11 protein-coding genes are annotated in these 12846 nt (G+C 65.2%); 8 read left to right on the top strand and 3 right to left on the bottom strand.

Annotation, left to right across the window (positions count from 1 at the left end; all coding sequences use genetic code 11):
• Window positions 1–11 precede the first annotated feature (11 nt).
• The 6 genes from N825_RS30065 (at window position 12) to N825_RS39300 (ending at window position 6858) form a co-directional block, all read left to right on the top strand.
• Entirely contained in the window at window positions 12–1541 is a 1530-nt protein-coding gene (locus N825_RS30065) for a DegQ family serine endoprotease (RefSeq protein WP_037459981.1), read from the top strand.
• Between the two features lie 128 nt (window positions 1542–1669).
• Window positions 1670–2344, top strand: a complete 675-nt coding sequence (locus N825_RS30060) for a winged helix-turn-helix domain-containing protein (RefSeq protein ID WP_037460020.1) — start codon at window positions 1670–1672, stop codon at window positions 2342–2344.
• Window positions 2337–3725 (top strand): sensor histidine kinase, encoded by a 1389-nt coding sequence (locus N825_RS30055; RefSeq protein WP_037459979.1) that lies wholly within the window; start codon window positions 2337–2339, stop codon window positions 3723–3725. The genes N825_RS30060 and N825_RS30055 overlap by 8 nt, the downstream gene beginning before the upstream one ends.
• A gap of 133 nt (window positions 3726–3858) precedes the next feature.
• Window positions 3859–4335: a PAS domain-containing protein gene (locus N825_RS30050; RefSeq protein WP_051513579.1), complete on the top strand. Its 477-nt coding sequence runs from the start codon at window positions 3859–3861 to the stop codon at window positions 4333–4335.
• A gap of 165 nt (window positions 4336–4500) precedes the next feature.
• Window positions 4501–6453, top strand: a complete 1953-nt coding sequence (locus N825_RS30045) for a DNA translocase FtsK (protein WP_037460017.1) — start codon at window positions 4501–4503, stop codon at window positions 6451–6453.
• A 240-nt stretch (window positions 6454–6693) separates the two neighbouring features.
• Window positions 6694–6858: a hypothetical protein gene (locus N825_RS39300; protein WP_157619637.1), complete on the top strand. Its 165-nt coding sequence runs from the start codon at window positions 6694–6696 to the stop codon at window positions 6856–6858.
• Window positions 6859–6909: 51 nt separating this feature from the next.
• Here N825_RS39300 and N825_RS37170 read toward each other — a convergent pair whose 3' ends face one another.
• On the bottom strand, window positions 6910–7371 hold the full coding sequence (locus N825_RS37170) for a response regulator (RefSeq protein ID WP_051513577.1): 462 nt from the start codon (window positions 7369–7371) through the stop codon (window positions 6910–6912).
• Window positions 7346–7651, bottom strand: a complete 306-nt coding sequence (locus N825_RS30035; protein ID WP_037459977.1) for a hypothetical protein — start codon at window positions 7649–7651, stop codon at window positions 7346–7348. The genes N825_RS37170 and N825_RS30035 overlap by 26 nt, the downstream gene beginning before the upstream one ends.
• 1189 nt (window positions 7652–8840) lie before the next feature.
• On the opposite strand from N825_RS30035, the gene fusA reads away from it, so the two are divergent.
• Both fusA and N825_RS30025 read left to right on the top strand, forming a co-directional pair.
• Entirely contained in the window at window positions 8841–10964 is a 2124-nt protein-coding gene (gene fusA / locus N825_RS30030; protein WP_037459975.1) for an elongation factor G, read from the top strand.
• A gap of 123 nt (window positions 10965–11087) precedes the next feature.
• Entirely contained in the window at window positions 11088–11363 is a 276-nt protein-coding gene (locus tag N825_RS30025) for a hypothetical protein (RefSeq protein WP_037459973.1), read from the top strand.
• Between the two features lie 172 nt (window positions 11364–11535).
• Here N825_RS30025 and N825_RS30020 read toward each other — a convergent pair whose 3' ends face one another.
• Window positions 11536–12786, bottom strand: coding sequence for a sigma-54 interaction domain-containing protein (locus tag N825_RS30020; RefSeq protein ID WP_084165187.1), 1251 nt, complete (start codon window positions 12784–12786; stop codon window positions 11536–11538).
• Window positions 12787–12846 lie beyond the last annotated feature (60 nt).

The following is a 12846-nucleotide window of genomic DNA, read 5'->3' as shown; positions in this document are numbered from 1 at the left end:
GGAGCTTTCCCATGATCTCGCTCTCCTCGGTCATCCGCAGTCCCGGTGGACGCCTCCGCAACGCCACCGCCGCCTTCCTGCTGGGCACCACCATCCTGTCGGGAGCCGCCACCGCCGTGCTCCCCGCCGACGCCTTCGCGGCCGGCCCCGTCGCGGTTCCCGGCGTGTCGCAGGAGCTGCCGGGCAGCTTCGCCAATCTGGTCGACCGGGTGATGCCGGCCGTCGTCAACGTCTCGACCGTCCAGGGCGCCGCCGCGGCGCCCGAGCGGCCCGGCGTCCCCGGCATGCCCGAGTTCCCGCCCGGCTCGCCGTTCGAGGAATTCTTCCGTCAGTTCCAGGAGCAGCAGCGCGGCGCCCGCCCGCGCCAGCAGGAGCGTCAGCAGGCGCTGGGTTCCGGCTTCATCATCGACGCCGGCGGCTATGTCGTGACCAACAACCACGTGATCGACGGCGCCGACGAGATCAGCGTGACCTTGCATGACGGCACCAAGCTGGACGCCAAGCTGGTGGGCCGCGACGCCAAGACCGATCTGGCGCTGCTCAAGGTCGACGCCGGCAAGTCCCTGCCCTACCTGGAATTCGGCGACAGCGACACGGCGCGCGTCGGCGACTGGGTGATCGCGATCGGCAATCCGTTCGGCCTCGGCGGCACGGTCACCTCGGGAATCGTCTCGGCCCGCGGCCGCGACATCCAGGCCGGTCCCTATGACGACTTCCTGCAGCTCGACGCCTCGATCAACCGCGGCAACTCGGGCGGCCCGACCTTCGACGTCCAGGGCCGGGTGATCGGCATCAACACCGCCATCTTCTCGCCCAACGGCGGCAGCGTCGGCATCGGTTTCGCGATCCCGTCCAACTTGGCCAAAGGCGTCATCGCCCAGCTGCGCGAGAACGGCTCGGTCAGCCGCGGCTGGCTCGGCGTCCAGATCCAGCAGGTCACGCCGGAGATCGCCGACAGCCTCGGTCTCAAGCAGCCCAAGGGCGCGCTGGTCGCCGACGTCACCGCCAACAGCCCCGCCTCCAGGGCGAAGCTGATGGCCGGAGACGTGATCCTCGGCCTGGAGGGCCGGCCGGTCGACACCATCAAGGACCTGACCCGCATGGTCGCGGACAGCAAGACCGGCTCGACTGTCAAGCTGGATGTCCTGCGCAAGGGCAGGCAGGAGACCGTCTCGGTCAAGCTCGACGAGATGCCCGACCAGCAGAAGGTCGCCTCGGCCACGCCGGCTCCGGAGAAGTCCGGCACCCACACCGTGCTGGGCATGACGCTGTCGTCGCTCGACCAAGCCAGCCGCCGCCGCTACGGCCTCGCCGACGGCGTCGACGGCGTCCTGGTGGTTGGCCTCGAGGACGGATCCGGCGAGCTCAACCTGCGGCCGGGCGACGTCATCACCGAAGTCGGCAACGAGCATGTCGGAGCGCCCGACCAAGTCGCGGCCAAGGTCCAGGAGGCCAAGGACGCGGGACGCGGCGCCGTGCTGCTGCGGGTCAACCGCCAGGGCACCGAGCAGTTCGTCGCCGTCTCGATCAAGAAGGCGTGATCATGTCCGGCGGCTTCCAGGGTCCGTCCGGCGGCCCGTCCGGCGATCGGATGCCGGGGAACCGCGGCGCCGGGGATCGCGAAGGCGATCCCCCTGGCGACCGGCCGTTCTTCGGTTATGATGGCGGCATGAAGATTCTGGTCATCGAGGACGACGCCCAGGCCGCCGCTTACATGGTCAAGGGATTGAAGGAAAGCGGCCATGTCGTCGACCACGCGTCCGACGGCAAGGACGGGCTGTTCATGGCGGGATCCGAGGCCTACGACGTGCTGATCGTGGACCGGATGCTGCCGGGCCGCGACGGGCTTTCGGTGGTCGAGATCCTGCGCGGGGCCGGCACCGAGACGCCGGTCCTGTTCCTCAGCGCGCTGGGCAGCGTCGACGACCGGGTGCGTGGTCTGCGGGCCGGGGGCGACGACTACCTGACCAAACCCTACGCCTTCTCCGAATTGCTGGCCCGGGTCGAGGCGCTGGGCCGGAGGAAATCGGCCGCGGCGGCCACGACGACCAAGCTCCAGGTCGGCGACCTCGAGATGGATTTGCTGTCGCGCAAGGTCAAACGCGGGGCCAAGCAGATCGACCTGCTCCCCCGCGAGTTCCGGCTGCTGGAATACCTGATGCGTCACGCCGGCAACGTGGTCACGCGGACCATGCTGCTGGAGAGCGTCTGGGACTACCACTTCGACCCCCAGACCAACGTGATCGATGTCCACGTGGCGCGGCTGCGGCAGAAGATCGACCGCGACTTCCCCACCCCGATGATCCACACCGTGCGCGGCGCCGGATACTGCCTGCGTGCGTGACTTCGCCTTGCTCCGGACCACCACCTTCCGGGTGGCGCTGCTGTACCTCGGGCTGTTCTTGGCCTCGGTCCTGGTCATCCTGGGCATGATCTACTGGTTCACCGCCGGTTTCATCGAGCGCCAGACCGACGAGACCATCGCCGCCGAGATCGCCGGCCTGCGCGAGCAGTATCGCCAGCGCCGGCTGCCGGGGTTGGTCGAGGTGGTCAACGCCCGCAGCGCCACGCCCCGGACCAGCACGCTCTATCTCGTCACGACCCCGACCTATACCCCGCTGGCGGGCAACCTTTCCGCGTGGCCGGACGCCCAGCCCGATCCCGAGGGCTGGATCACGTTCGAGATCGAGGACGCGCCGGTCAACAACGACGGCTCCCGCCACGACGCCCGCGCGGTCGTCTTCACCCTGCCCGGCGGCTATCACCTGCTGGTTGGCCGCGACACGCGGGAGCGCCAGCAGTTCCAGGAGCGCGTGCTGAACGCGCTCGCCTGGGCCCTGCTTCTGACGGTTGGGTTGGGAGCCGCCGGCGGCGTGCTGATCAGCCGCAACGTCATGCATCGTATCGACGCGATCAACCGGACGACCCGGCAGATCATGTCGGGCGCTCTCCAGGAGCGCATGACGGTGCAAGGCAACGGCGACGAGCTGGACCAGCTCGCCGCCAACCTCAACGCCATGCTGGACCAGATCGAGCACCTGATGGTCGGCATGCGCCAAGTCTCCGACAGCGTCGCCCACGATCTCCGCACACCCCTGACGCGGCTCCGCTCCCGGCTGGAGATCACCCTGGTCGAGGCCGGCACCGAGGACGAATACCGCGCCGCGATCCAGGACGCGATCGGCGAGGCCGACCGTCTGCTCGGCATCTTCTCCGCCCTGCTCAGCATCGCCGAGGCCGAGGCCGGCACCCTCCAGCGCAGCTTCCAGCAAGTCCCGCTCGCCGATCTCGCCCGTCAGATGGCCGACCTCTACGAGCCGGCCGCCGAGGAGGCCGGTCTCGGTTTCGAGAGCGACATCCGGGCCGAGCCCATCGTGCTCGGCAACCAGCAGCTGCTGGCCCAGGCGATCGCCAACCTGCTCGACAACGCCCTGAAATACGCGCCCGAGGGTGGTCGCGTCACATTGACCGTCACCGGCATCGGGGAGGGACGCGGGCCCTGCGTCTCGATCGCCGACAGCGGCCCGGGAATTCCCGCCGAGCAGCGCGAGAGCGTGCTGCGCCGGTTCGTCCGCCTCGAGTCCAGCCGAAGCTCGCCGGGCAATGGATTGGGGCTCAGCTTGGTCGACGCGGTGGCCCGGCTGCACGGCGCGCGGCTGGAAATGGACGACAATCATCCGGGACTGATCGTTGCCATTGTGTTCCCCCGGATCACCCCCGGCTGATCCCCGAACGACCGGAGGGTGACAAGTTTCAGAAACACCTTGCCAGCGACTCCGCCCGCCTGATACCCGTAGGGCTCCGATCCACACGATGTGTTCGACCATCATCCGCTGACCTGGGGCAGCGCATATAGACATGACCGACGAAACCCTCGTCCTCCGCCATCCCAAGCTGCTCAGCTTGTACGCCTTCTGGCTGGAACAGTGCGCCGGCGCGCCGCTGCCCCTGGCCTCGGCGTTGAACCCGGCCGAACTGCGGCCGTGGCTGGGCAACCTGTTGATCATGGACGTCGTCCGCGGCGCCGACTTCGTCTACTCGTATTATGGGCAGTCGTTCTCGGACTCGTTCGGCGAGGATCGGGTCGGCCAGTCGATCGCCCGCCTGCCGGAAGGCCAGAGTGACATCCTGCGGGCGGAGTACGACACGGTCCGGTCGGAGATCAAGCCGGTGGCGCGCGTCTACACCGCCGACTTCGACGGCGTCCCCTCCACCTGGGAACGGCTGGTGCTGCCCTTGTCCGAGGATGGCGCCACGGTCGGCAAGCTGCTGGTGGGAGCCTACAAGCTCGACCGCCCCCATCCGATCGGCATGGGAACCCCCCGGCCGGTCTGACGGACGGTCGCGGCCCTCCCATCGCGTGGGTGGCCAAAAATTGGCCGCCCCATATTGTTGACGAACATTTACCATTGGGAGACGGACCGGCGTTAGGATGCGGCGAGCGCCCCGCACCGCCGGCGGCTCCGGATTCCCTGTACTTTAGGCGGTATGGACCAGACCATGACTCAGCAGGAAAGCCGTCTGCCCCTCGACACGGCCACTTCCGAAATCACGACCGCGCAAGAATTCAATTTGTGGTGCGCGATCAACAGCAAGCCGTTCAAGCTGTGCCAGAGCGTCTGGCCCGACGGCGCGGTCGAGTGGGACGTCGAGACTTGGCCGGGACGCCCGGAGGCCACCATCGCCTATGGCACCGGCCAGCGCGAGGAAGGGCCCGCCGTGATCGCGGCGTTCGCCTTCATGGCTGGCGTCGAATGGGCCGAGGCGATGATGAAGGCCCCGACGATCGGAGCCGAGGACGACGAGCCGGCCGACCTGGCTCCCCTTCCCGAAGCGCCGGTCACCAACGCCGTCGATCCCGTGGCCGGCGCCGATGACGGTGCCGAGCACCCGCCACGCGATCCCGACGCGCCCTATGAACTGCCGCCGGTCGAGCTGCTGCAGCCGGCGCCGCCGTCGGACAAGGCGACCATGGACGAGGCCTCGCTCGCCCACAACGCCCGCAACCTCGAAGTGGTGCTGAAGAATTTCGGCGTCCGCGGCGAGATCATGGAGGTTCGCCCAGGTCCGGTCGTCACCCTGTACGAGCTGGAACCGGCGCCCGGCCTCAAGTCGTCGCGGGTGATCAACCTGGCGGAGGATATCGCGCGCTCGATGCGGGCGCTGACCGTCCGCATCGCCGTGGTTCCGGGCCGCAGCGTGATCGGCATCGAATTGCCCAACCCAACGCGCGAGAAGGTGTTCCTGCGCGAGATGCTGGACTGCGACGCCTATCAGCAGACGCCGGCCAAGCTGGCGCTGGTGCTGGGCAAGGACATCGGCGGCACGCCGATCGTCGTCGATCTGGCGCGCATGCCGCACCTGCTGATCGCCGGCACGACCGGGTCCGGCAAGTCGGTCTGCATCAACACCATGATCCTGTCGCTGCTCTACCGGCTGCCGCCGGAGAAGTGCCGGTTCATCATGGTCGATCCCAAGATGCTGGAGCTGTCGGTCTACGACGGCATCCCGCACCTGTTGGCACCCGTTGTGACCGAGCCGAAGAAGGCGGTCGTGGCGCTCAAATGGGCGGTGCGCGAGATGGAGAGCCGCTACCGCGCGATGGCCAAGTTCGGCGTCCGCAACATCGAGGGCTACAACATCCGCATCGGCGAGTTGCTGGAAGCCGGCGAGCAGGTCTTCCGTCAGGTCCAGGTGGGCTATGACAAGGCAAAGCGCCAGCCGATCTTCGAGGAACAGCCGATGGAGCTGAAGTCGCTGCCCTACATCGTGGTGGTGGTCGACGAGATGGCCGACCTGATGCTGGTGGCGGGCAAGGACATCGAGGCGGCGATCCAGCGGCTGGCGCAGATGGCGCGCGCCGCCGGCATCCACCTGATCATGGCGACGCAGCGGCCGTCGGTCGACGTCATCACCGGCACGATCAAGGCCAACTTCCCGACCCGCATCAGCTTCCAGGTCACCAGCAAGATCGACAGCCGCACCATCCTGGGCGAACAGGGCGCCGAACAGCTGCTGGGCCAGGGCGACATGCTCTACATGGCCGGCGGCGGCCGCATCACCCGCGTCCATGGCCCCTTCGTCACCGACGAGGAGGTCGAGGATGTCGTCCGCCACCTCAAGGAGCAGGGCACGCCCGACTACCTGCACTCGATCACCGAGGACGACGACCACGTCGGCGAGGAGGACGAGGCCCCCTCCCCCACTCCCGAGGAAGGCGCCACCCCCTTCACCGGCAGCGACGACGAACTCTACGAGCACGCGGTGGCACTGGTCACCCGGGAGCGCAAGGCGTCGGTCAGCTTCATCCAGCGCTGCTTGCAGATCGGCTATAACCGCTCCGCCCGCTTGGTCGATCGCATGGAGGCCGAGGGCATCGTCAGCTCCGCCAACCACGTAGGCAAGCGCGATGTCCTGATCACATCCCGCGCGGAGGCTTATCAAAGCGAGTGAGACTTCGCCCTTCGCAGTTGCGAAGAGAGAATCGGTAATACCAGTTGAAGTGTGAAAAAGTAGCCGGGAATTTATCCGATACTCGTTAAGACTTCCCGGCGCTTTATTCGGCTGGATATCGGAAGTTTACTCTCGTAAGCGCCGCTGACTTGAGTTAGCATTTACGTCATAAAGGTGCAAAGCACCGGTAAGGTGACTGTGCTAGTCTCAAGACCTGCGCATCCAAGGGGGAGAAACGTCATGACCTGCAGCCAGCGGAACGAGCCCTCTCTTGACGACCTGCTGAACGATCCGATCGTGCAACTCCTGATGCGGCGCGACGCGGTCGAGCGCGATAAGCTGGAGGCGATGATCGCCCGGATCCGGCGCTCCCGCCGGGACGAGGCGCGCTGTCTGGCTGCCTGAAGGCCCGACACGTGAAGGACGACGGGTGAGCCGGTCCACACGCGGGCCAGCTTAGCCCTCCAACCCAAGAGCGGCCGGCTTTCTATCCAACACCGCCGCCGTGATCGAACCATCCGTGAACAGTTGCAAGCCGTCCGGCAGGTCGCCGGGCGGCTTGTTCTTCATGAGCGCCTCGACGGCTCCGACGCCCGCCACGACCATGTCGCGCGTGTAGGGCTTGGCGAGCATGCCCAGCGCCGCGTCGGCGGCCCCACGCGCCCGCTCCACCTGATCCGTCACGAACAGGCAGGTCAATCCGAGGTGTTTCCTCATGCCTCGCGCGGCCGCGATGCCGCTGCCGCCGGGACCAAGGTCGATATCCACCAGGGTCAGGGTGGGACGATGGCGCCGGGCGAGATCCATGGCCGTCTTGACCGTGGCCGCGTGGCCCACGACCTCGTGCCCGGAACCCTCCAGCATCATCCCGAGACTGGCGGCGAGGATTCCGTCATCCTCCACGATCAGGATCCGCATCCAGTTCCTCTTCATTCGCGTCGTTTCGCTGAACCGATATGGACGAGCGAGCCGCCATGTCCAGTCCGCCACCTACAGCCGTGGGCACAACTCCAATCTCGGCTCCGGCATCGGCTTTGCCATCCGACTGGGGCGCGACCACCAGATCGACTTCCCGCACGTAGGAGCGGATGGTGCCATTGGCGAGCATGACGTCGTATTTGGGTTGGTACTCGATCGTGCGCCCCACGACGCGTCCGACCTGATCCTCCAATCCGACTTTCATTCCGAGCTTGAGCATCGAGTTTTCCCTCCTCCCATGCCTGAATTCCGAAGGATTTCGAAGCGCTCCCATGGTGCGCGAATACCGGGTGGCTGGGATGCTCAAATAAGGGGTAGTGGGTGGCGCGGCAGGTGGGGTTGTGGCCCAGAGGGCGGGAGGAAAGCCGCCGCATGTTGAAAATCTTCAACGAGATGTTGTTGAATATATTCAACACGTGCCTTTGAGCCTGGCTGGTCGCCGACCGCGCACCCAGCTACACCCCACCTTAACGGGATATCGATCGACTGTTTGGCGGTGGCGAATACCCCCATCAAGCCAGTCGTCACCCCGAATTCAGCCAGTTGCCCATGATGAAAAATCATGATGCGGCCGCGAGCTGCGAAAATGCAGCATCCATCCCCTGCGATTCCGCAGAACGTTCCGCGCGGATGTCAGGAACACACACGCCTGTGGTCGACGGCGCGTTTCGCACCATAGGAATAAAGACTCGTACACTCTGAACAAGATTATTTACTTATTATAGGATAGTAAGCTTTTTTACCGATTGTTTACGGCCGCGTGAGTTGCCGATCACCTAGACTCGGCGTCGCACCGGGGAGAGATGATGGCGCGCGGCCATCCTCCTATGCCGCCTTCCCCATCGATCGAGTCGCAACCGGGTTGGCGCCACGGTGGGACCCAACCCCGCCCCGATCTCGTCAGGCGCCGTTAATAGTTTCCCCAGATCCTGTGGATAAGCTTGTGGGAAAGTCATTGGAGAAGTGTGCCTCCAACGGTGAGGACAGGGGTCCCGACCTATTGCCTACTTTTTGTGCAATGGGGATAACCGCATGAAATCGTTTAGCATCGCTAACATCCGCGACGCGGTGGCTCCCACTGGCCGGTCGTCGCCACCACAGGCGGGCTGGTGTTGCACGCCTTCATCACCTTGTGGAAATTTCGATTCTGATCCCATCGGAGGGGAGAGACGAAATGTCGCACTTACCTTTTTAAGGCCACTGCCATATTTTCGATATCAAATTTCCTGTATAGGACAGCGCAATGGCGGCGGGTCTCCGGACCCGGCCGCCTGAGCGCGCAACTGCCGCCCCTGCCCGCTTGCCCCCTTGGAAGGTGGACGGTCGCGGTCGGCGAACTCCAACCCATAAAGCCGGAGTTTTCCTCCGATGCCCAGGCGTCGGTGGAGGCTGGCTCAGGAATAGTACTCATGGCACGCAGAACGCCACTCAAGGACATGCGCAACATCGGCATCATCGCCCACGTCGATGCCGGCAAGACCACGACCACCGAGCGTATCCTTTATTACACGGGCCGCAGCTACAAGATCGGTGAGGTGCACGATGGTGCCGCCACCACCGACTACATGGAGCAGGAGCAGAAGCGGGGCATCACGATCCAGAGCGCGGCCGTGACCGTGTTCTGGAAGGATCACCAGATCAACGTGATCGACACCCCCGGCCACGTCGACTTCACGATCGAGGTCAACCGCTCGCTGCGCGTGCTGGACGGTGCCGTGGTGGTGTTCGACGGCGTCGCCGGCGTCGAGCCGCAGTCCGAGACCAACTGGCGCCTCGCGGACAACTACAACGTCCCGCGCATGTGCTACGTCAACAAGATGGACCGCTCGGGCGCGAACTTCCGCCGCTGCGTCGACATGATCATCAACCGTCTGGGCGCCCGCCCGATGATCCTGTCGCTGCCGATCGGCTCGGAGGACAACTTCCGCGGCCTGATCGACCTCGTCACGATGAAGGCGCTGGTGTGGTTCTCCGACGAGAAGGACGCCCAGTGGGAGGAGTGGGAGATCACCGATGATCTCGCCGCCAAGCTGAAGATCGACGTCAAGGAAGACCTCGACATCCTCCGGGATGTCCCGAAGTACCGCCAGGAACTGATCGACACCGCGCTCGAGCAGGATGACGTGGCGATGGAAGCCTATCTGGACAGCGGCGAGGACCCGTCGGTCGACGTGCTCCGCGCCTGCATCCGGAAGGGCACCGTCACCGGCGCGTTCACTCCCGTCATCGCCGGCAGCTCGTTCAAGAACAAGGGCGTGCCGCAGATGCTGGACGCCGTCGTCTGGTACCTGCCGTCCCCGACCGACGTCGAGGCGATCAAGGTCGTCGACGAGGAGGGCGAGGTCGTCGGCGAGCGTCATTGCTCCGACGAGGAGCCGTTCGCGGCGCTGGCCTTCAAGGTCATCAACAACCAGTTCGGCGCGCTGACCTTCGCCCGCGTCTATTCGGGAGTGGCGAACAAGGGCACCACCCTGCTGAACTCGACCCGCGGCAAGCGCGAGCGCATCGGCCGCATGGTCGAGGTCTACGCCAAGGACACCAACGCGATCGAGGAATGCCGCGCGGGCGACATCATCGCCTTCGTCTCGCTGGCCGAGACGGAAACCGGTGACACCCTGTGCGATCCGGCCCACCCGGTCATCCTGGAGCGCATGAAGTTCCCCGACCCCGTCATCAGCGTGTCGGTCGAGCCGAAGGCGAAGGGTGATCAGGAGAAGCTGGGTGCCGCGCTGGGCAAGATGGTCCGCGCCGACCCGTCGCTCCGCCTGGAGCTGGACAAGGAGACCGGGCAGACCATCCTGCGCGGCATGGGTGAGCTTCACCTGGAGATCACCATCGACCGTATCCGCACCGAGTTCGGCGTGGATGCCGTCGTGGGCCGTCCCCAGGTGGCGTACCGTGAGACGATCACCAGCAAGATCGAGCACGTCTACACCCACAAGAAGCAGACCGGTGGTTCGGGCCAGTTCGCCGAGGTCAAGATCATCTTCGAACCGCAGGAGCGCGGCGAGGGCTTCAAGTTCGTCGACGCGATCGTCGGCGGCTCGATCCCGCGCGAGTACATCCCGGCGGTCGGTGGCGGTCTGGAAGTCCAGAAGGAGGATGGCGTGCTCGCCGGCTTCCCGACCGTGGACTTCAAGGCGACCCTGGTCGACGGCAAGTACCACGACGTCGACTCCAGCGCGCTGGCGTTCGAGATCGCGGCCAAGGCTTGCTTCCGCGAGGCGATCCGCCGGGCCACTCCGGTCCTGCTGGAGCCGATCATGAAGGTCGAGGTCGTCACCCCGGAAAACCACCTGGGCGACGTCATCGGCGACTTGAACCGCCGCCGTGGCCTGATCCTGGGCCAGCTGGAGCGTGGCATGAACCTCGCGGTCGAAGCGCACGTTCCGCTGTCCGAAATGTTCGGCTTCATCGGTGACCTGCGCAGCATGACCTCGGGCCGTGCGACCTTCACCATGGAGTTCAGCCACTACGATCCGGTTCCGCGCAACGTCGCCGACGAGGTCATCGCCTCGAAGGCCGCCGCGTAAGGCGCCTTACGGTATCGATTTCGCGAGTGCTGTCGAAGGAGCGGCCCGGAAGGAAACTTCCGGGCCGTTTCCCGTTCGGGCTTCTGGTTTCGGCTCGGGCGGCACCAAACACGGGATGGGACTTTGGAAGAGCTTTTCACCTCTGGCCGGATAGTCGACCTGATCCTGGTGTTCGTGGCGGTCGAGACGGCCGGTCTGGCCCTGCTGGCGCGCCACCACGCCAAGCTCGGCCCCAGACTCGGCCCGATATCGGCGCTGCTGCCAAATCTCGCGTCAGGCGCGTGCCTGCTGCTGGCACTCCGCTTGGCGCTGGGTGGTGGATGGTGGGGCTGGATCGCCCTCTGCCTAGCTGGCTCCCTGATGGCCCACCTGCTGGATCTCGCCAGCCGCCTCAGGTGAGCGAGTGGATCAACTTTGCCTCAATTAGGTGCCCGCTATCAATTCAATTATAGGTCGGGTAATGCGTAGCGGCATTCGACAAAAAGAAGAGTTTGTGTCGGGTTTCGCTACTTTACCCGAACTGCGAAATCCGCGAAATCACCTTCAAGAGTAGCAGATTCCGTCAACCGCCTCAGCGCTGGCGGAACTCGTCCGGCCGAAGGTTGTGTTTTTTCAGGAGTTGGTAGAGGCGTGCCCGCGATAAGTCGAGGGCCGCGCAGACCGCCTTGATGTCGCCGCCGTGCCGCAGCAGCAGTTCGCTCAGGTGGCTCCGTTCCGCGCGGTCGCGGACGACGCGGTGATCGTCGTCGGGATGGGTCGGCGCGGGGTCGATGTGGGCTCGGGTGTAGCGTTGTGGCAGGTCGCCGACGCGGACCGGCTTGCCGTCGTAGATATGCGCGATGTACATCCCCAAATTGCGCAGTTCGCGGATGTTGCCGGGGTAGTGATAGGTTTCGACCAGGAACCGCTTCAACTCGTCATCCAGTACCGGCACCGGGATGCCATTGTCGGCGCAGACCTTGCGGATGAAATACTCAAGCAGCAATTGGATCTCGTCCCGCCGCTCGCGCAGCGGCGGAATCAGCAATTGGCAGATGTTCAGCCGGAAGAACAGGTCCTCGCGGAATGTGCCGGCGCTGACCATCTGTTCCAGGTTGCGGTTGGTCGCCGCTATGACACGGACGTCCACCTTCGTCACCTTGTCCGACCCGACACGCTGGATCTCGCCCACGTCCAGCGTGCGCAGCAGCTTCACCTGCGCCAGCGGCTCCAGTTCGCCGACCTCGTCCAGGAAGATGGTGCCGTTGTTGGCTTCCTCGAACCGGCCCTTGCGATCCGCCGTGGCGCCCGTGAAGGCCCCCTTGGAATGCCCGAACAGTTCGGACTCGATGACGCCGCTGGGCAGCGCGCCGCAGTTGACCGCGACGAACTTGTCGCGTTTGCTGTTCAAGTGGATGATCCGGGCGAACAACTCCTTGCCGGATCCAGTCTCGCCCTCCAGCAGGACGGTCAGCCGCGACGGAGCGATGCGGGCGATCCGATCCAGGTTGGCGGCGATCTGGTGGTTCGAACCGAGGACACCTTCCAGTTCCAGGTTCTCCCGGCCACGTGGCGCCACCGCCGGCTTGACGCGCTCGCTGATCGCGGCGGGAGCCGGCGGTGTCAACGTGCACAGATGCAGATAGGCCGCCCGCAAGGTGTTCAGCTCACTCATGAACTCCTGCTGCTCGAAGTCGAACAGCCGTGAATTCCCCAGCACCTTGAACTTCAGGGACTCGATCCGGGCGATGCATTCATTGATGTGGTCACCGCCGCTGTCGGCGAACATGCCGGCGGAATAAGGGCTTGGTTGACGATAATCGTCATCCATGGCCGCTGGCATAACTGGTTGCTCAAGTGGGAATGAAGAATTCACGATCGAGCCAAGGGGGTGGTTTCTCAC

Origin of the sequence: Skermanella stibiiresistens SB22 (assembly GCF_000576635.1) — a bacterium.
Lineage (GTDB): Bacteria > Pseudomonadota > Alphaproteobacteria > Azospirillales > Azospirillaceae > Skermanella > Skermanella stibiiresistens.
The sequence above is the reverse complement of the archived record's forward strand: the minus strand, read 5'-3'. Positions and strand labels throughout refer to the sequence as shown.

What these genes read in the sequence shown, in the direction of transcription:
- N825_RS30065 (WP_037459981.1), top strand. Translation starts at nt 12, where the DNA reads ATGATCTCGCTCTCCTCGGTCATCCGCAGTCCCGGTGGACGCCTCCGC.
- N825_RS30060 (WP_037460020.1), top strand. Translation starts at nt 1,670, where the DNA reads ATGAAGATTCTGGTCATCGAGGACGACGCCCAGGCCGCCGCTTACATG.
- N825_RS30050 (WP_051513579.1), top strand. Translation starts at nt 3,859, where the DNA reads ATGACCGACGAAACCCTCGTCCTCCGCCATCCCAAGCTGCTCAGCTTG.
- N825_RS30045 (WP_037460017.1), top strand. Translation starts at nt 4,501, where the DNA reads ATGACTCAGCAGGAAAGCCGTCTGCCCCTCGACACGGCCACTTCCGAA.
- N825_RS39300 (WP_157619637.1), top strand. Translation starts at nt 6,694, where the DNA reads ATGACCTGCAGCCAGCGGAACGAGCCCTCTCTTGACGACCTGCTGAAC.
- N825_RS37170 (WP_051513577.1), bottom strand. Translation starts at nt 7,371, where the DNA reads ATGCGGATCCTGATCGTGGAGGATGACGGAATCCTCGCCGCCAGTCTC.
- N825_RS30035 (WP_037459977.1), bottom strand. Translation starts at nt 7,651, where the DNA reads ATGCTCAAGCTCGGAATGAAAGTCGGATTGGAGGATCAGGTCGGACGC.
- fusA (WP_037459975.1), top strand. Translation starts at nt 8,841, where the DNA reads ATGGCACGCAGAACGCCACTCAAGGACATGCGCAACATCGGCATCATC.
- N825_RS30020 (WP_084165187.1), bottom strand. Translation starts at nt 12,786, where the DNA reads ATGCCAGCGGCCATGGATGACGATTATCGTCAACCAAGCCCTTATTCC.